This is a genomic window from Streptomyces aureocirculatus, assembly GCF_000720475.1.
GTDB lineage: Bacteria > Actinomycetota > Actinomycetes > Streptomycetales > Streptomycetaceae > Streptomyces > Streptomyces aureocirculatus.
The window spans coordinates 1-17,343 of sequence record NZ_JOAP01000028.1 but is presented as its reverse complement, the minus strand read 5'-3'; the positions used below and the strand labels follow the sequence as shown (position 1 = coordinate 17,343).

At 70.5% G+C, this 17,343-nt stretch carries 14 protein-coding genes, 5 tRNA genes and 2 pseudogenes; 10 read left to right on the top strand and 11 right to left on the bottom strand.

What is annotated here, in order from left to right:
- Positions 1-166 precede the first annotated feature (166 nt).
- Positions 167-883: an IclR family transcriptional regulator NdgR gene (gene ndgR, locus IG78_RS0124740; protein WP_030566859.1), complete on the top strand. Its 717-nt coding sequence runs from the start codon at positions 167-169 to the stop codon at positions 881-883.
- A 177-nt stretch (positions 884-1,060) separates the two neighbouring features.
- On the opposite strand, the gene IG78_RS0124735 is transcribed toward ndgR, so the two are convergent.
- The 6 genes and pseudogenes from IG78_RS0124735 to IG78_RS51600 all read right to left on the bottom strand — a co-directional run.
- Positions 1,061-1,133: transfer RNA gene (locus IG78_RS0124735), tRNA-Glu, on the bottom strand.
- Between the two features lie 22 nt (positions 1,134-1,155).
- Positions 1,156-1,227, bottom strand: a tRNA-Gln gene (locus tag IG78_RS0124730).
- Between the two features lie 24 nt (positions 1,228-1,251).
- A tRNA-Glu gene (locus IG78_RS0124725) sits at positions 1,252-1,324 on the bottom strand.
- A 62-nt stretch (positions 1,325-1,386) separates the two neighbouring features.
- Positions 1,387-1,459, bottom strand: a tRNA-Glu gene (locus tag IG78_RS0124720).
- 41 nt (positions 1,460-1,500) lie between these two features.
- A tRNA-Gln gene (locus IG78_RS0124715) sits at positions 1,501-1,572 on the bottom strand.
- 87 nt (positions 1,573-1,659) lie between these two features.
- Positions 1,660-1,749: pseudogene (locus IG78_RS51600) on the bottom strand (HAD family hydrolase); the annotation flags it as partial.
- Between the two features lie 93 nt (positions 1,750-1,842).
- Between IG78_RS51600 and IG78_RS0124710 the strand changes: the two are divergent.
- Positions 1,843-2,118 (top strand): type II toxin-antitoxin system RelE family toxin, encoded by a 276-nt coding sequence (locus IG78_RS0124710; RefSeq protein ID WP_030566857.1) that lies wholly within the window; start codon positions 1,843-1,845, stop codon positions 2,116-2,118.
- Between the two features lie 123 nt (positions 2,119-2,241).
- On the opposite strand, the gene gltX is transcribed toward IG78_RS0124710, so the two are convergent.
- The 3 genes from gltX to IG78_RS0124695 form a co-directional block, all read right to left on the bottom strand.
- Positions 2,242-3,732 carry a glutamate--tRNA ligase gene (gene gltX / locus IG78_RS0124705; protein WP_030566855.1) on the bottom strand — a complete coding sequence of 497 codons (1,491 nt, stop codon included), beginning with the start codon at positions 3,730-3,732 and terminating at the stop codon, positions 2,242-2,244.
- Entirely contained in the window at positions 3,725-4,531 is an 807-nt protein-coding gene (locus tag IG78_RS0124700) for a fumarylacetoacetate hydrolase family protein (protein ID WP_030566853.1), read from the bottom strand. Before IG78_RS0124700 ends, gltX begins: the two co-directional genes overlap by 8 nt.
- A gap of 138 nt (positions 4,532-4,669) precedes the next feature.
- Complete coding sequence (locus tag IG78_RS0124695; protein WP_030566851.1) at positions 4,670-4,849, bottom strand: hypothetical protein; 180 nt, start codon at positions 4,847-4,849, stop codon at positions 4,670-4,672.
- 571 nt (positions 4,850-5,420) lie between these two features.
- Here IG78_RS0124695 and IG78_RS0124690 point away from each other — a divergent pair.
- The 8 genes from IG78_RS0124690 to IG78_RS0124655 all read left to right on the top strand — a co-directional run bounded on the left by IG78_RS0124690 (position 5,421) and on the right by IG78_RS0124655 (position 16,498).
- Positions 5,421-9,551, top strand: a complete 4,131-nt coding sequence (locus tag IG78_RS0124690; RefSeq protein WP_030566849.1) for a sensor histidine kinase — start codon at positions 5,421-5,423, stop codon at positions 9,549-9,551.
- Positions 9,552-9,560: 9 nt separating this feature from the next.
- Complete coding sequence (locus IG78_RS0124685; RefSeq protein ID WP_016641908.1) at positions 9,561-9,974, top strand: roadblock/LC7 domain-containing protein; 414 nt, start codon at positions 9,561-9,563, stop codon at positions 9,972-9,974.
- A 148-nt stretch (positions 9,975-10,122) separates the two neighbouring features.
- Entirely contained in the window at positions 10,123-10,530 is a 408-nt protein-coding gene (locus tag IG78_RS0124680; protein ID WP_030566846.1) for a DUF742 domain-containing protein, read from the top strand.
- Entirely contained in the window at positions 10,511-11,113 is a 603-nt protein-coding gene (locus IG78_RS0124675) for a GTP-binding protein (protein WP_030566844.1), read from the top strand. Before IG78_RS0124680 ends, IG78_RS0124675 begins: the two co-directional genes overlap by 20 nt.
- A 341-nt stretch (positions 11,114-11,454) precedes the next feature.
- Entirely contained in the window at positions 11,455-14,778 is a 3,324-nt protein-coding gene (locus tag IG78_RS0124670; RefSeq protein WP_030566842.1) for a nitrate- and nitrite sensing domain-containing protein, read from the top strand.
- Between the two features lie 10 nt (positions 14,779-14,788).
- Complete coding sequence (locus IG78_RS0124665) at positions 14,789-15,202, top strand: roadblock/LC7 domain-containing protein (RefSeq protein ID WP_030361925.1); 414 nt, start codon at positions 14,789-14,791, stop codon at positions 15,200-15,202.
- Between the two features lie 62 nt (positions 15,203-15,264).
- Complete coding sequence (locus IG78_RS0124660; protein ID WP_051852944.1) at positions 15,265-15,933, top strand: DUF742 domain-containing protein; 669 nt, start codon at positions 15,265-15,267, stop codon at positions 15,931-15,933.
- Positions 15,914-16,498 carry a GTP-binding protein gene (locus IG78_RS0124655; RefSeq protein WP_030566837.1) on the top strand — a complete coding sequence of 195 codons (585 nt, stop codon included), beginning with the start codon at positions 15,914-15,916 and terminating at the stop codon, positions 16,496-16,498. The genes IG78_RS0124660 and IG78_RS0124655 overlap by 20 nt, the downstream gene beginning before the upstream one ends.
- 193 nt (positions 16,499-16,691) lie before the next feature.
- On the opposite strand, the gene IG78_RS0124650 is transcribed toward IG78_RS0124655, so the two are convergent.
- Both IG78_RS0124650 and IG78_RS46255 read right to left on the bottom strand, forming a co-directional pair.
- A complete protein-coding gene (locus tag IG78_RS0124650) occupies positions 16,692-16,886 on the bottom strand; it encodes an acyl-CoA carboxylase subunit epsilon (protein ID WP_030566836.1) in 195 nt (64 codons plus the stop codon).
- A 59-nt stretch (positions 16,887-16,945) separates the two neighbouring features.
- Positions 16,946-17,343, bottom strand: a pseudogene (locus IG78_RS46255) (carboxyl transferase domain-containing protein); the annotation flags it as partial.

The following is a 17,343-nucleotide window of genomic DNA, read 5'->3' as shown; positions in this document are numbered from 1 at the left end:
CCGACCGGCGGCCGTGCCGGCCCAACTAGAGAATCGGTACGCCGACGCCCGTCCCCGTACGCGCGTAGGCAGCGGGACCGTTGGTCCGCGGTCCGCTTCTCCAGAGTGGCGGGTTCCCGGGAAATGTGAACTTGCGTTTCACAGAGTGAGACGCGAATATCGTTGCATGGACAACTCTAGCGGCGTTGGCGTCCTCGACAAGGCAGCCCTTGTCCTGGGCGCCCTGGAGTCCGGTCCCGCCACCCTTGCCGGGTTGGTCGCGGCCACCGGGCTCGCTCGACCCACGGCCCATCGTCTCGCCGTGGCTCTGGAACACCACCGGATGGTGGCGCGGGACATACAGGGCCGTTTCATCCTCGGCCCGCGCCTCGCGGAGCTGGCCGCGGCGGCGGGCGAGGACCGCCTCCTGGCGACGGCGGGCCCTGTGCTCACGCATCTGCGGGACGTGACGGGCGAGAGCGCGCAGTTGTACCGCCGCCAGGGCGACATGCGCATCTGTGTCGCCGCGGCGGAGCGGCTCTCGGGTCTTCGGGACACGGTCCCGGTGGGTTCGACCCTCACGATGAAGGCGGGTTCGTCGGCGCAGATCCTGATGGCCTGGGAGGAGCCGGAGCGGCTGCACCGCGGCTTGCAGGGCGCGCGCTTCACGGCCACGGCGCTCTCGGGTGTACGTCGCCGGGGCTGGGCCCAGTCCATCGGTGAGCGGGAGCCGGGGGTGGCGTCGGTGTCGGCGCCGGTGCGGGGCCCCTCGAACCGGGTGGTGGCCGCCGTGTCGGTGTCGGGGCCGATCGAGCGCCTGACCCGGCATCCGGGCCGGATGCACGCCCAGGCCGTCATCGACGCGGCGGGACGCCTCTCCGAGGCGCTGCGCCGCACGAGCTGAGGCGCCCCACCCCTCATCTCCGGCCCGCGGCTCCAACGCCGCAGCGGCGGGCGGGAGTTGGGGGGTGTCGTACGTCCGCAGCCGACGTGTCGCACGTCCGCACCCGGCGCCTCGCATGCGCACACTGCGCACACACGAGGAAGCCCTCCCCGACCGGGGAGGGCTTCCTCTTCGCTGTACCCCCGACCGGATTCGAACCGGCGCTACCGCCTTGAGAGGGCGGCGTGCTAGGCCGCTACACAACGGGGGCTAGCTGGTACTGCCGTACTGCGCTGGGCTACCAGGACTCGAACCTAGAACAAAGGAACCAGAAACCTTCGTGTTGCCAATTACACCATAGCCCATGGATGGTCTAGACCAGACCACAGTACCCCCGACCGGATTCGAACCGGCGCTACCGCCTTGAGAGGGCGGCGTGCTAGGCCGCTACACAACGGGGGCCCTAGCGATCCTGCGTTGAAGTCAGTGGGTGCGACCCGAACTGTCCTCACGGGAAGGATCTGTACCCCCGACCGGATTCGAACCGGCGCTACTGCCTTGAGAGGGCAGCGTGCTAGGCCGCTACACAACGGGGGCTTTGCGGATCACGATCCGCGGTTGCAGAAAAGCTCTGCGAGCTGGCCTACCAGGACTCGAACCTAGACTAACGGAACCAGAAACCGTCGTGCTGCCAATTACACCATAGGCCACCGGAACGCAATCCCCTGGGGAGATCCTGTTCGGCTTACGCTTCCCTGCCGGACCTTTCGGCCCTCTCGGGCGGCGCAGGAAGAACATTACCCGAAGGTGGACGGCGCTCCAAAACGGGTATCGGCCAGCAACAGCGCGGGCAGCTCGGCGAGGCCACCGATGCGGTGCACGCCAGGGGCGGCATGCCCCGCGTGCTCCCGGAAGCACGCGCCCGGCGCGGCACCGGTGGCGTAGCGTGAGGGAACCGACGAGCGAGAGACCGAACCCCCATGAGCGAGTACCGCGTCCAGTTCACCGTCGAGGCCCGCGCGACGTACGACGGCCTGCCCGCCGAGCGTCAGGCCCAGTTGGACAAGGCACTGCGTGTGCTGGCCCGTGACCCGTTCCACAAGTCGGCGACCGCCCAGCTCGGTCCCGACGAGCACCTGCGCAAGGCCTACGTGGCCCCCGGAGTCGTACTGGAATACATGGTGGCCGGTGCGATCATGGTGGTCGTCGTCCTGGAGATCTTCGACGAGAGCCACTACCTCGTCGACGAGGCCTGAGCGTCTCGCGGACGGCGGACGGACAGCGCGAAGGGCCCGGGAGCCGTGACGGCTTCCGGGCCCTTCGCGTGTGCTGGGCGCGGGCGGCTTGCGCACCGCGCGCGGGCGACTACCGAACGGTGACTACTGAGCGGTGAGCTTCGCCAGGGCCGCGTCGATGCGGGTCAGGGTCGCGTCCTTGCCCAGGATCTCCAGGGACTCGAAGAGGGGCAGGCCGACCGTGCGCCCTGTGACGGCGACGCGGACGGGGGCCTGGGCCTTGCCGAGCTTGAGGCCGTGGGCCTCACCGGCGGCCAGGACGGCCTCCTTGAGGGACTCGGGGGAGGTCCAGTCGGCCGCCTCCAGCTTGGCGCGGGCCGTGCGCAGGAGGGCGTCGGAGCCCTCCTTCATGGCCTTCGTCCAGGAGGGCTCGTCGAAGACCGGCTCCGGGAGGAACAGGAAGTCCACGTTGTCGGTGATCTCGGAGAGGACCTTCAGGCGGGTCTGCGCGTGCGGCGCGATGGCCTGCCAGGCGGCCTCGTCGAAGTCCTCGGGGGCCCAGTTGGCGTGCGGGGCCTTCAGCCAGGGCTCGCAGGCCTCGGCGAAGGTCTTCACGTCCAGCAGGCGGATGTGGTCGGCGTTGATCGCCTCGGCCTTCTTCAGGTCGAAGCGGGCCGGGTTCGGGTTCACGTCCGCCACGTCGAACTTCGCCACCATGTCGGACATCGAGAAGATGTCCTGGTCCGCGGAGAACGACCAGCCCAGGAGGGAGAGGTAGTTCAGCAGGCCCTCGGGGAGGAAGCCGCGCTCGCGGTAGATGTTCAGGGACGACTGCGGGTCGCGCTTGGAGAGCTTCTTGTTCCCCTCGCCCATCACGTACGGCAGGTGGCCGAACTCGGGGATCCGCTGGGCGACGCCCAGCTCGATCAGCGCCTTGTAGAGCGCGATCTGGCGCGGGGTCGAGGAGAGCAGGTCCTCGCCGCGCAGGACGTGGGTGATCTCCATCAGGGCGTCGTCGACCGGGTTGACCAGCGTGTACAGCGGGGCGCCGTTGGCGCGCACGATGCCGTAGTCGGTGACGTTCTCGGCCTGGACGGTGATCTCGCCGCGGACCAGGTCGGTGAAGGTGGTGGCCTCGTCGGGCATCCGGAAGCGGACGATGTGGCTGCGGCCCTCGGCCTCGTACGCCTCGATCTGCCAGGCGGTGAGGTCGCGGCAGTGGCCGTCGTAGCCGGAGGGCTTGCCTGCGGCGCGGGCGGCCTCGCGGCGGGCGTCCAGCTCCTCCGTGGTGCAGTAGCACGGGTAGGCGTAGCCGCCGTCGAGGAGCTTGGCCGCCACGTCCTGGTAGATGTCCATGCGCTGCGACTGGCGGTACGGCGCGTGCGGGCCGCCGACCTCGGGGCCCTCGTCCCAGTCGAATCCCAGCCAGCGCATGGAGTCCAGGAGCTGCTCGTAGGACTCCTCGGAGTCACGGGCCGCGTCGGTGTCCTCGATGCGGAAGACCAGGGTGCCGCCGTTGTGCCGGGCGTAGGCCCAGTTGAACAGGGCGGTGCGGACCAGGCCCACGTGGGGGTTGCCGGTCGGGGAGGGACAGAACCGTACCCGGACGGTGCCGTCGGGAGTCGCGTTAGCCACGCTTGATCACCTTGTTGGTGAGAGTGCCGATGCCTTCGATGGTGACGGCGACCTCGTCGCCGACGCTGAGCGGGCCCACCCCTGCCGGGGTGCCCGTGAGGACGACGTCGCCGGGGAGCAGCGTCATCGCCTCGCTGAGGTGGACGATGAGGTCCTCGATGGGACGGATCATGTCCGTGGTGCGGCCGAGCTGGCGCTGTTCACCGTTGACCGTGCACTGGATGGTGAGGTCGCCGGCGCGGGCCAGGTCGATGCCGGTCTCCACCCAGGGGCCGAGCGGGCACGCGGTGTCGAAGCCCTTGGCGCGGGACCACTGCTTCTCGCGCTTCTGTACGTCACGTGCGGTGACGTCGTTGGCGCAGGTGTAGCCGAGGATGACGTCGGCGACCCGCTCGCGGGGCACCTCGCGGCACATCCGGCCGATGACCACGGCCAGCTCGGCCTCGTGGTGCAGCTCCTGCGAGAAGGAGGGGTACTCGATGGCGGCGCCGGGGCCTGTCACCGACGTGGACGGCTTGAAGAAGGCGACCGGGGGTTCGGCGGGGTCGGGGACCTCGTTGCCGAGCTCCGCCACGTGCTCCGCGTAGTTGCGGCCGATGGCCACGACCTTGCTGGGGAGCACGGGCGGGAGCAGCCGGACCTTGCTCAGCGGGACCTTCGTGCCGGAGAGCTCGAAGTCCGCGAACGGGATGCCCTTGATGATGTCGAGGACGAGTCCCTCGGTGCTTCCGGGGGGAGCTTCGCCCTCGACCGCGCCGAAGGCGACGTTGCCGTCGATGGAGAACCTGGCGATGCGCACGGGGCCCCTTATTACGTGGGTGGAGATTGCCGCCCCAGTCTATGGGGCCGCGCCCCTGTCCCCCCTTGTCGCCGCTTCGCGGCTCGTCCTCGAACGCCGGACGGGCTGATCAGGCTCGGCGGACGCCGGTGTCCTGGCTCACGGTGCTTCCATCAGAACCGTGCGGCGCGGGTTGGCCGTCTGGGCCGGGAGTACTACGGGGTGCTCGGGCTGCTCGGGCTGCTCCGGCGCGGGCTGTGTGCCCTGCGCGTCGTCGAGGTGCGCGAGGGTGGTGCGGCGCGGGTTGGCTATGTTGCGGAACATCAGCGTGGACTTCATCTGCGGTTCGGACCCTGTCGGTTGGGGCGCCGCTGGCTGGACGCCGGTTGTCGGTTTCGCCATCCCTGTAAAGCGTCAGGCTAAACATTCAATTCCCGACGAAAGTCCAGAAGAGGCCATGATCTTCATGTGAGTTTGCTCACGAAGGACTGGGCAAAAGGGTCAATTCCGGCTAGTGGTCCACCCAATGAAAACGGACAATGCCTCCCTGAAGACCCCATTCCGCTCCTGATCATGAACACTGGGACACCCACCCCGTCGGGCAATCTCGTACGGAAAAGTCCGTTATGGGGAGTTCACTTTCTACGTCTCGTAACCCGTCCATCACATGCGGTCACGGAGTTCATGGCCTGACTCACGGGCCTTGTTGGAGATCCGGCACTGTGCTGGAATTCCCGGGACCGCCGCGGGATCGAACCGGCGCGCAGGGGCGCAACGCAGCGCCGATTGGCGGCGGGGAGGGGGAGCAGCGCCGGTCTCACGACCACCAAGGGGTGCCTGGCGCCCCGAGACGCCGACACCGTCCCGCCGTCAACGCGGCAGGACGCCTGGTCCAGAGGTTGCGACGCTAGTGCAGGGACGTTTCAAGAGGGATGGCAAGGGGTCTCCCCAGGCCGACCGCGGTCGCGGGGATGCTGCGGCTGAGCCGGAGCGCGGCGGAGGTGACCGCGGCTCCTCGGCCAAGGACGCCCAGAGCCCCGGGCCGGTGCAGTCCGGTGACGGCGGCACGGGTGCCGGCCGCGCGGGCTCGGGCCCGGCCGCGGGCGGAGCCTTGCCGCAGGGGGCCAAGACACCCCCGGGTCCCGGCCCCCGAATAGCCCTGCGCAACTGGCGCATCTCCACCCGTCTGGTCTCGCTTCTCGCGCTGCCCGTCATCGCGGCGACCTCGCTCGGCGCGCTGCGCATCAACTCGTCGATGGACGAGATCGAGCAGCTCGACAACATGAAGCTGCTGACCGACATGACCAAGCAGGCCACCGAGCTGGCCGCGGCGCTCCAGGAGGAGCGCGACCAGTCGGCGGGTCCGCTCGCGCACGGCGCGAAGGACACGGACTTCGTCGTCAAGGGCTCCCGGGACAAGACGGACCGGGCCTACAAGAACTTCCTGCGCGGCACGCAGCAGTTGGACGACAGCGACAGCGACAAGGGCCTGCTCGGTGTCCGGCAGAGCACCATCCAGATCACCCAGCAGCTCCAGAAGATCAACGACGTCCGCCGGAACGCGTACGAGGACCCCAAGTCCGTCTCGCAGACCGTCGACGCCTACAGCCAGCTCATCGAGCAGCTCCTCGCACTCTCCGAGGACATGGCGCAGGCGACCAGCAACCCGGACATGATCCAGCGCACCCGTGCGCTTGCCGCGTTCTCGTCCGCCAAGGAGTACGCCTCCGTGCAGCGCGCCGTCATCGCGGCCGCGCTGCCCGCGAACAACCGCGAGTTCGGCAAGCTCACCGAGACCGACCGCCGGTACGCCTTCTCCGCCCTGGACAAGGAGGGCTCGGAGCTCCAGTCCTTCAACCGGATCTACTCCGGCGACCCCGAGAAGCTCCTGAAGCCCATCAGCGAGGGCAACGCCTCCATCGAGGCCGCCAACTCCTACGCCAAGCGCGTCCTGGAGCAGGAAGGCGGCATCAAGCTCCGCGGCAAGCGCTCCTACAAGGACTGGGTGGACGCCGACTCCACCAAGATCTCGGAGATGTCGAAGATCGAGCTGACGCTGCTCGACGAGATGGAGCAGAAGGCCCGTTCGCTCAGGAACGAGTCCGAGCAGCAGGCGATCCTCAACGGTGCGCTCATCCTGGTGGTGCTCGGCGTCTCGCTCGTCGGCGCCTTCGTGGTGGCCCGCTCCATGATCCGCTCGCTGCGCCGGCTCCAGGACACCGCGACCAAGGTCGCCCAGGACCGTCTGCCCGAGCTGGTCAAGCAGCTCTCCGAGTCCGACCCGCAGGACGTCGACACGTCCGTGGAGTCCGTCGGTGTGCACTCCCGGGACGAGATCGGCCAGGTGGCCGCGGCCTTCGACGACGTGCACCGCGAGGCCGTCCGCCTCGCCGCCGAGCAGGCCCTGCTGCGGGGCAACGTCAACGCGATGTTCACCAACCTCTCGCGCCGCTCCCAGGGCCTCATCCAGCGCCAGCTCTCGCTCATCTCCGAGCTGGAGTCCCGCGAGGCCGACCCCGACCAGCTCTCCTCGCTGTTCAAGCTCGACCACCTCGCGACCCGCATGCGCCGTAACGGTGAGAACCTCCTCGTTCTCGCCGGTGAGGAACCTGGCCGCCGCTGGACCCGCCCCGTGCCGCTCGTCGACGTGCTGCGTGCCGCGGCGTCCGAGGTGGAGCAGTACGAGCGCATCGAGCTCTCCGGGGTGCCATCGACCGAGGTCGCGGGACGCGTCGTGAACGACCTCGTGCACCTCCTCGCCGAGCTGCTCGAGAACGCGACCTCGTTCTCCTCGCCGCAGACCAAGGTGAAGGTCACCGGTCACGCGCTGCCCGACGGCCGTGTGCTCATCGAGATCCACGACACCGGCATCGGCCTCTCCCCCGAGGACCTCGCCGCGATCAACGAGCGGCTCGCGTCGCCGCCCACCGTGGACGTCTCGGTCTCCCGGCGCATGGGTCTGTTCGTGGTCGGCCGCCTCTCGCAGCGCCACGGCATCCGCATCCAGCTCCGCCCCTCCGACTCCGGCGGCACGACCGCCCTTGTCATGCTGCCCGTCGATGTCGCCCAGGGCGGCAAGAAGGTCCCGAGCAAGCCGGGCGCGCCCGCCCCGACCGGCGGTCCCGCAGCCGCGCAGGCGGCGGCAGGTGCCGCGGCCGCGCGACGTGGCGGCGGTGTGGCGGCAGGCCTCGGCGGCGCCCAGCGCGCCCGTGGCGGCCAGGTCGGCCCCGGCGCCGGGGCCCAGCGCGGCCAGGTGACCGGGCAGGGCCCGCGGGCCGCACTGCCCGCGCGCGGCGGTGCCCAGGGTCCGGCGTCAGGTTCTCCGTCGGCCGGTGCTCCGTCCGCCGGGTCCCCGGTGGCGCCCGGTGGTCTCGCGGGGACCGGGGCGCCGGGTTCCGGTGGTTTCACGGGTACCGGTGCGTCCGGTGCCGGTGGTGGCGCGGGGGCCAACGGGCCCGCCGGCCTCGCCGGTCCCACGGGTTCGGGGCCGCAGCGTCCCGGTACCCGGCAGCCCGGGTTCTCGCAGGGCAGCCGCCCCACCGCGGGCATGCCGCAGCCGCCGGTGCCGCAGCAGCGCACGAACGAAGCGGGTGCGGGCGCCGGTTCCGGCGGTGACCAGGGACGCAGGCCGCAGTTGCCGCCGCGTGGCGGACCGCGTGCGGAGCTGCCCGGCGGCTCCCCGCAGTTGCGTACGCCGAGCTGGAGTGACGAGAACGCGCAGCCGCAGGTCTCGCGGGAGCCGTTCGACACGCCCCGAGGCCACGAGGAGCCCGAGTCCACCGGTCAGTTCCCGTCCCCCGCGGGACTGGCCGACGACAGCCAGGGCCCCGGTTCCACGGCGCAGTTCGACCGCCCCGACTTCGACGGACCGCCCCCGGGCTCGTCCGGCCGCAACGCGGAGAGGAGCGGCGCGTCGCAGGCCCCGAACATGGGCACCACCGGCGAGTTCGTCCGCTCCGACGTGTTCGGCGGGCCCGACCGGGGCACCCCGCGGAGCGGCCAGGCCCCGCACGGCACCGGCGAGTTCACCGTGCCGCGTCCGCCTGCTCCACGCTGCGGCCAGGGCCCGGGCCAGGGTCAGGGCCCGGGTCAGAGCCCGCGCGACGACCGCAACCAGGGCGCTCCCCAGCAGCCCCAGAACCAGCAGCCGCAGGGTCAGCAGCCGCAGAGCCAGCAGCCCCACAACGAGCAGCCGGGTTCCCCGCTCCCGTACGACCAGCAGCCGCAGCAGGCCGATCTCGACTCGCTGCCGCCGGCGTCCGGTCCGCTGGACGGTCGTACGCCGCTGTACGACACGCTGGAGACCAACTGGTTCTCCCAGCAGGCGCAGGCCGAGCAGGACCGCCAGGCCCAGCAGAACCCGCAGGCCCAGCAGCCCCAGCACGACCAGCAGCAGCCGCACACCCAGCAGGCACCCCACCAGGGGACCCCGCAGCAGTACCACCAGCAGCCCCAGCACCAGCAGCCCCCGCAGAACCGGCAGGCCGAGCAGGGGCTGCCCACCGACCTGCCGCAGCGGCCCCAGCGCCCGCAGCGTCCGGGGGCCCCGCAGCGCGGCAACGGCACCGAGCCGGGCCACCGTCCCGAGCCGGGCAGGACCGAGGCACCGCAGCAGCCGCTGCCGCGCCGCGACCAGCCGCAGCGCCCCGCGCCCGCGCAGGGCCACCAGGCAGGCACTCCCCCGCTGCCCCAGCGCCCGGGTGCGGGCGCCCCGGCCGCGGGCGGTGCCCACGCGAACAGCACCACCGGCACCACCTCTTGGCGTGCGACGCCGAACGACGAGCTCGGCCGCCAGGCCGAGCGCGTCCGGCAGCCCTCCGCGGGCGGCGTCACGACCTCCGGCCTGCCGCGCCGCGTGCCACGGGCGAACCTCGTGGCGGGCACCGCGCAGCAGGCCCAGGACAGCACGGGTCCGCAGGTCTCGCGCGCACCCGACGACGTGCGCGGCCGGCTGACCAATCTCCGTAGGGGCATTCAGCAAGGTCGTCAGGCCGGCACCGGCCAGACCGGCAGTTTCCCCACTCACCAGCAGGAGCGTTAGTTGAGTCCGATGAGCCAGGCGGCACAGAACCTGAACTGGTTGATCACCAACTTCGTGGACAACACCCCCGGGGTGTCCCACACGGTCGTGGTCTCCGCCGACGGCCTGCTTCTCGCGATGTCCGAGGGCTTTCCGCGCGACCGCGCCGACCAGCTCGCGGCCGTCGCCTCCGGCCTGACCTCCCTCACGGCCGGGGCCTCCCGGATCTTCGAGGGCGGCGCGGTCACCCAGACCGTGGTGGAGATGGAGCGGGGCTTCTTGTTCCTCATGTCCATCTCGGACGGTTCGTCGCTCGCGGTGCTCGCGCACCCGGAGTGCGACATCGGCCTCGTCGGCTACGAGATGGCCCTTCTCGTCGACCGCGCGGGCACCGTACTGACCCCGGACCTGCGCGCTGAACTGCAGGGCAGCCTGTTGCACTGACCCGGCCACCCGGGCTCGTCCCACTCGGCCGCCCCACCGTCCGAGCCAACCGACCGTACGAACCGACCACCGTCCGGCCGCCAGTCATGCCCCCACCCCGGCTCTGTCAGACGGATCGCAGACAACTGCTGTCCCGCCCGGAGGATCCATGAACCCGCCCACCGCCTCTCACGACCCGTACGGTGCTTCCCATGCCGGGTACGGGGTCGAGGGCGACCAGCCGCTGGTGCGTCCCTACGCGATGACCGGCGGCCGGACCAGGCCCCGCTACCAGCTCGCGATAGAGGCCCTCGTCAGCACCACGGCCGACCCGGCCCAGTTGATGGGGCTGCTCCCCGAGCACCAGCGGATCTGCCACCTGTGCCGTGAGGTCAAGTCGGTGGCCGAGGTCTCCGCGCTGCTTTCGATGCCGCTCGGCGTGGCCCGCATCCTCGTCGCCGACCTGGCCGAGGCCGGGCTCGTCGCCATCCACCAGCCGGGCGGCGACGAGAACGCCGGCGGCCAGCCCGACGTGACACTGCTCGAAAGGGTGCTCAGTGGACTTCGCAAGCTCTGACGGAGGCGGCTCCGTGGGCTCCGACGCCGGTGGCCGGTCCACCACATCCGCCAAGATCGTGGTGGCGGGCGGCTTCGGCGTGGGCAAGACCACGTTCGTGGGGGCGGTCTCCGAGATCAATCCGCTGCGCACCGAGGCCGTGATGACGTCCGCGTCCGCGGGCATCGACGACCTCACGCACACGGGCGACAAGACCACCACGACCGTGGCGATGGATTTCGGCCGTATCACGCTCGACCAGGATCTGATCCTCTACCTGTTCGGCACGCCGGGACAGGACCGCTTCTGGTTCATGTGGGACGACCTGGTGCGCGGCGCCATCGGCGCGGTCGTGCTCGTGGACACCCGGCGGCTCGCGGACTGCTTCCCCGCGGTGGACTACTTCGAGAACTCCGGGCTTCCCTTCGTCATCGCGCTCAACGGCTTCGACGGGCACCAGCCGTACACCCCCGACGAAGTGCGCGAGGCACTGCAGCTCGGCCCGGACACTCCCATCATCACCACCGACGCGCGACACCGTGCGGACGCAAAGAGTGGCTTGATCACGCTGGTCGAGCACGCACTTATGGCACGACTCAAGTAGGCGGGACCATACGGAAGTTGTCGTAGAGCGCACGGAACGATCTGTGTCCTTTGACACGGACGGCTGCCGTGTTCATAACGTTTCGACAGAGAATTGCACTGGCCCCGCGACACATCGCGGTCGGTCGGTGTCGCTGTGCGCACAAGAGCCCCGCCTTTTGGCGGGGCTCGCTCTTTATGACCGATTTATCTGAGGCTTACACCACTCGGAACTCTTCTTTCCTACTGTTTGGAAGAGCACAGCCTGACGTGCTGGAATGCGCTGAACTGCCCAGTAGCACGGGCCTTTGGAGACGACAGCGGCACCAGCGCAGGAGCCGCCGCCGAGAGGTTGTTGGTCGAGTGAGGCGAAGCAAGACGAGCCCCGCGTCCCCGGACCGGGACACGCGGGGCAACTTCACCCCGCCGCCGCGCACAGCGGCACCGTCCGCGGACGTACCGGGCAGCGAGCCGCAGGCCGCCTCCGGCGGTCGGCTCTCGCCGAGAAACTGGCGGGTGCCGACCCGGCTGAACGCGATCCTCCTCATACCCGTGCTCGTCGGCCTCGTCATGGGCGGCTTCCAGGTGAAGGGCGCCATCGACACCTGGGACGAGGCCCGCGATGCCGAGGCCACGGCCCGTCTGGTGCGCGCGTCGCTCGACTACGGCAACCGCCTCATCGAGGAGCGGGACGTCTCCGCCGCTCCGCTGCTCAGGGGTAAAAAGAACGATTCTGCAGTGGTCCGGACCCGCAAGGCCACCGACGCCGCGGCCGCCGCCTTCGACGACGCCGTCAAGGACATGCCGAACAAGGAGGGCCTGGAGCGCCGGCTCGCCGCCTTCCACAAGGTCGAGCCGAAGCTGGCGGGCCTGCGTGAGGCCGCTTACACCAGCAAGCTGCCCGGCGTACAGACCGAGGAGTCGTACGTCGCCATCCAGCACCCGCTGATGGAGTTCGCCAACGAGCTCGGCCTCGGCACCGGCAACATCACCTCCTACGGCCGCACCGTCTACGCCGTCTCCCTCGCCAAGGCCGCCCTGTCGCTGCAGCGCTCCATCGGCACGCACCTCCTGGTGGAGCCGGGTCCGACCGCGGCCGAACTGTCCAAGCAGCGGATCGCCTTCTCCTCGTACGCGTACCTGGAGAACATCGCCATCGAGGAGTACACCGGCGGCGGCACCCCCGAGGACGTCAAGAAGCTCCAGGACGCGCGCAAGGGCCTCGCGGCCAAGGGCAAACAGCAGTCCGACGAGGCCGAGGCCGCCGCCCGCGCCAAGGGGGAGAAGTACGTCCCGCTGCCGAGCGGCGAGAAGACCCTCGCCCTGATCGCCGGCCTGTCCTCGACCCAGCCGAGCGCCCGGGTCGAGCTCGCGGGCAAGGGCATCACGGCGCCCGCCCTGTGGGGCGTCACCACCCTCAAGTTCGACGCGTACCGCACCATCGAGTCGGACCTCGCCGACAAGGCCGTGAACGAGGCGTCCGGCATCGCCGACGACGCCAGGACCGACGCCTTCATCACCGGTGCGATCGTCGTGGTCGCCCTGCTCGCCGCCTTCATCCTGGCCGGTCTCATGGCCCGGCAGATGAGCCGCTCGATGCGCAGCCTGCGCACCGCCGCCTTCGGCATCGCCGAGCAGCGCCTGCCGATGCTCGTCGACCAGCTCTCGCGCACCGACCCCGGCCGGGTCGACACCCGGGTGCAGCCCATCCCGATCACGTCCACCGACGAGATCGGCGAGGTCGCCCGCGCCTTCGACCAGGTGCACCGGGAGGCCGTCCGGCTCGCCGCCGAGCAGGCCCTGCTCCGCGGCAACATCAACGCGATCTTCACCAACCTCTCGCGCCGCAACCAGTCGCTGATCGAGGGCCAGCTCACCCTCATCACCGACCTGGAGAACAACGAGGCCGACCCGGACCAGCTCGCGTCCCTCTTCCGTCTCGACCACCTCGCGACCCGGATGCGCCGCAACGGCGAGAACCTCCTCGTTCTCTCCGGCGAGGAGCCGGGCCGCCGCTGGGACCAGCCGGTCCCGCTGGTCGACGTGTTGCGCGCCGCGTCATCCGAGGTGGAGCAGTACGAGCGCATCGAGCTGTCGGGCGTCCCCGAGGCCGAGATCCACGGCCTCGCCGTGACCGACCTCGTGCACCTGCTCGCCGAGCTCCTGGAGAACGCCACCACGTTCTCCTCGCCGCAGACCAAGGTCAGGGTCACCGCGACCCGTCTCCCCGACGGCCGCGTGATGATCGAGATCCATGACAAGGGCATCGGCCTGACCGCCGAGGACTTCGCGGACATCAACCACCGGCTCGCCAACCCGCCGACCGTGGACGCCGCGATCTCCCAGCGCATGGGCCTGTTCGTGGTCGGCCGTCTCTCGGACCGGCACGGCATCCGCGTCCAGTTGCGCCCCTCCGGCGAGCAGGCGGGCACCACGTCCCTCGTGATGCTGCCGGACAACATCACCCACGGTGGCGGTGGCGACCAGGCGCCGCACGACGAGTTCACGGTCTCCTCGATCATCCCGGAGCAGCAGGTCCGCGAGGTCGAGCCGCTGCGCACCGCCGCGGAGCTGGGCTTCGACGACAGCCAGTACGCGGGCCAGGGCGCCGACGGCGCCGAGACGGGCGACCAGCTCGACCCGGTGGGCCGTTCGCTGATGCGCGAGGAGCGCCGGGCCGCCCTTGAGGCACAGGCCCAGACCGGTCCGCCCGCCGAGGGCGACCGCCCGCTGTTCCGTGACGAGGTCCGGGGCGGCGCGCAGGAGACCTACGAGCAGCCCACGGGTTACCCGGAGACGCAGAACGCCTTCGACGGTACCCAGGGCTCGCCGGTCATGGGATACGACCAGGCGCAAACCGGGTACGACGGCCAGTTGGTGGCCGGGTACGACCAGGGTCAGGCGGGCTACGACCCGCAACCGACCTACGACCAGGGTGCGCAGGCGTACGACGATTCGTACTACACGACCCAGGACGGCTATCAGGACGGCGCGTATGCGGAGCCGGGGCACGACGGCCGCGAGGCCGGGGCGGGCGGTGCCCAGGAGTCCTTCGCCGCCTACCCGGAGCGGTCCCACCAGGACGACTGGCCGTTGCGCGACAGTTACCAGGACGGCTACCAGGGTGAGTACGCTCCCGAAGCGGAATCCGCTCCGGCGCCTGACGCGGGTGAGTACGACCGCGTAGGCTTCGACCGTCCGGGACCTGCCCCCTCCTCCGCGGCTCCGTCCGCCGTCTCGCACGAGCTGACCGACGCGGGTCTTCCGCGCCGCGGCGGCCCCGCGGCGGACGGCAACGGAAGCGCACCCGCACAGCGCCAGGAGAGCCCGAACGGCGAGAGCCGCGACGGCGAAGGACCGGCGGGCGACGCCTCGCAGGGCGAGCGGCAGGGCACCGGCTGGCGTACGGCCAACGACGACCGCTGGCAGCGCGCCGAGCAGTTGCGGGAGCCCAAGGCGGGCGGGGTCACCCCGTCCGGTCTGCCGCGGCGGGTGCCCAAGGCCAACCTGGTCGAGGGCACCGCGGAACAGAACCCGCAGGGCGGCCCCCAGGTCTCCCGCGACCCCGAGGAAGTACGGGGCAGGCTGAGCAACCTGCGCCGCGGCGTCCAGCGGGGCCGCAGCGCGGGCAGTGACACGAATGGCCAGGGCTTCAGCCCTGATAGCACCTACAACCAGGAGCGTTAGTGTGAGCCCGATGAGCCAGGCGGCGCAGAACCTGAACTGGTTGATCACCAACTTCGTGGACAACACCCCCGGGGTGTCCCACACCGTGGTGGTCTCCGCCGACGGACTCCTTCTGGCGATGTCCGAAGGCTTCCCGCGTGACCGGGCCGATCAGCTCGCGGCCGTCGCGTCGGGCCTGACCTCCCTCACGGCCGGGGCCTCCCGGATCTTCGAGGGCGGCTCGGTGACCCAGACCGTTGTGGAGATGGAGCGAGGATTTCTCTTCATCATGTCCATCTCCGACGGATCGTCCCTCGCCGTACTCGCCCACCCAGAGGCGGACATCGGTCTCATTGGGTACGAGATGGCACTTCTCGTCGACCGAGCGGGCACCGTCCTCACTCCGGACCTGCGCGCGGAGCTTCAGGGGAGCCTGCTCAACTGACAGACAGACGGTGCGTATTCGCATCCCGGGGCCGTAAGGTTTCGGGACGCGGCTCCACAGTGATGGCGCCGAGCACAGTTTCGGAGGAGGAGTACGTGGCTGCAACACCCCCAGACGGTTCGTCTTCGGCCAACTGGCCTGCCGGCCACGGCCAGGGCCAGGGTGACGGTTCGCAGAACCGGTACAACTTCCCCTCCGCGCCCAGCCATCGCCGGCAGCCCCAGTACCGGCAGCCAGGCCAGCAGGCGCCCGGCCCCGGTGCGCCCGGCTCCGGTCCGTACGGCCAGCCGTACAACCAGCCGTACGACCAGCCCTACGCACCCCGGATCCAGCCGGTCCAGTCGCACCGCCGCTCCCCGGAGCAGGCGCCCGCGCCCGCACCGGTGGCGTCCAACCCGCTGGTGCGGCCGTACGCCATGACGGGCGGACGCACCAGGCCCCGCTACCAGCTCGCCATCGAGGCGCTGGTGCACACCACCGCACAACCGCATCAGATGCAGGGCCAGTTGCCGGAGCACCAGCGCATCTGCAACCTGTGCCGCGAGATCAAGTCCGTGGCGGAGATCTCGGCCCTGCTCTCCATCCCCCTCGGCGTTGCCCGGATCCTCGTCGCCGACCTGGCGGAGGCCGGACTTGTCGCCATCCATCAGCCCGGCGGCGACGAGACCGCCGGCGGCCAGCCAGACGTGACACTGCTCGAAAGGGTGCTCAGTGGACTTCGCAAGCTCTAGCGGCGGAGCAAAAGACCGCTCCACCACCAGCGCGAAAATCGTGGTGGCGGGCGGCTTCGGCGTGGGCAAGACCACGTTCGTCGGGGCGGTCTCTGAGATCAACCCGCTGCGCACCGAGGCCGTCATGACGTCCGCGTCCGCGGGCATCGACGACCTCACCCACACCGGAGACAAGACCACCACGACGGTGGCCATGGACTTCGGTCGCATCACCCTGGACCAGGACCTGATCCTGTACCTGTTCGGCACCCCGGGGCAGGACCGCTTCTGGTTCATGTGGGACGACCTGGTCCGTGGCGCCATCGGCGCGGTCGTCCTGGTCGACACGAGGCGGCTCGCCGACTGCTTCCCCGCCGTCGACTACTTCGAGAACTCCGGCCTCCCCTTCGTCATCGCCCTCAACGGCTTCGACGGCCACCAGCCGTACACCCCTGACGAAGTGCGGGAAGCCCTCCAGATCGGGCCGGACACCCCCATCATCACCACCGACGCCCGCCACCGTGCGGACGCGAAGAGCGCGCTGATCACTCTGGTCGAGCATGCGCTGATGGCTCGCCTCCGGTAGCTCCTCGGCCGCGGGCCCGTCGTGGTTTCCCGCCGCTGCCGCGGCGGGGTCTCCCACCCACCCGCCCGTGACTCCCGACCTCGCCGGGTGGGCACAGCCCCGGCCCCGAGCAACTGTCGAAGCCGAACGCACTGTGGGCCCCCGTACTCGAGCAAGTACGGGGGCCCACAGTGCGTTCAGGGAGCGGGCGGGCTCAGCCCTGCCAACTGTGCGGCGCCCGGAAACCCGGGGTGCGCTCCAGGCGGCGCCAGCCGGCCTTGTCGCGGCCTCGGCGGGCGGGCGCGGCCTCGGGCTGTGCGGCGGCGCGGGCGAGGAGGATGGCGGTGAGGGCCGCGACCTCCTCGGGCTCGGCGTGGCCCTTCTCGACGCGGATGTCGGGAGTAGTCATGTGCAGCGTTCTCCTTGTGGGTACTGCAGGTGGGACAAAAGAGGTCCGGGGGTCCGCCGCTACTGCGGGGGGTTGCCGTGCTTGCGCGAGGGCAGGTCGGCGTGCTTGTTGCGCAGCATGGCCAGGGACTTGATGAGGACCTCGCGGGTGGCGGCGGGGTCGATGACGTCGTCGACCAGGCCTTCGCGCCGTGGCGGATGATGCCGCCGTGCTCCTGGTCGACACCGGGCAGGAAGCCGGGGACGTCCAGGAGGGTGAGGATCGGGATGTTGAAGGCGTCGCACATCTGGACGAAGCGGGCCGCCTTCTCGGAGGCCTCGATGTCCAGGACCCCGGCCAGGGCCTGGGGCTGGTTGGCGACGATGCCCACGACCTGCCCGTCCAGGCGGGCCAGAGCACAGATGATGTTGCGCGCCCAGCGCTCGTGGACCTCCAGCACCTCGCCGTCGTCGACGAG

Excerpts from the sequence above, each read along its gene's own strand:
- ndgR (WP_030566859.1), top strand. The coding sequence starts at position 167 with ATGGACAACTCTAGCGGCGTTGGCGTCCTCGACAAGGCAGCCCTTGTC.
- IG78_RS0124710 (WP_030566857.1), top strand. The coding sequence starts at position 1,843 with ATGAGCGAGTACCGCGTCCAGTTCACCGTCGAGGCCCGCGCGACGTAC.
- IG78_RS0124695 (WP_030566851.1), bottom strand. The coding sequence starts at position 4,849 with ATGAAGTCCACGCTGATGTTCCGCAACATAGCCAACCCGCGCCGCACC.
- IG78_RS0124685 (WP_016641908.1), top strand. The coding sequence starts at position 9,561 with ATGAGCCAGGCGGCACAGAACCTGAACTGGTTGATCACCAACTTCGTG.
- IG78_RS0124680 (WP_030566846.1), top strand. The coding sequence starts at position 10,123 with ATGAACCCGCCCACCGCCTCTCACGACCCGTACGGTGCTTCCCATGCC.
- IG78_RS0124665 (WP_030361925.1), top strand. The coding sequence starts at position 14,789 with ATGAGCCAGGCGGCGCAGAACCTGAACTGGTTGATCACCAACTTCGTG.
- IG78_RS0124660 (WP_051852944.1), top strand. The coding sequence starts at position 15,265 with ATGGCGCCGAGCACAGTTTCGGAGGAGGAGTACGTGGCTGCAACACCC.
- IG78_RS0124650 (WP_030566836.1), bottom strand. The coding sequence starts at position 16,886 with ATGACTACTCCCGACATCCGCGTCGAGAAGGGCCACGCCGAGCCCGAG.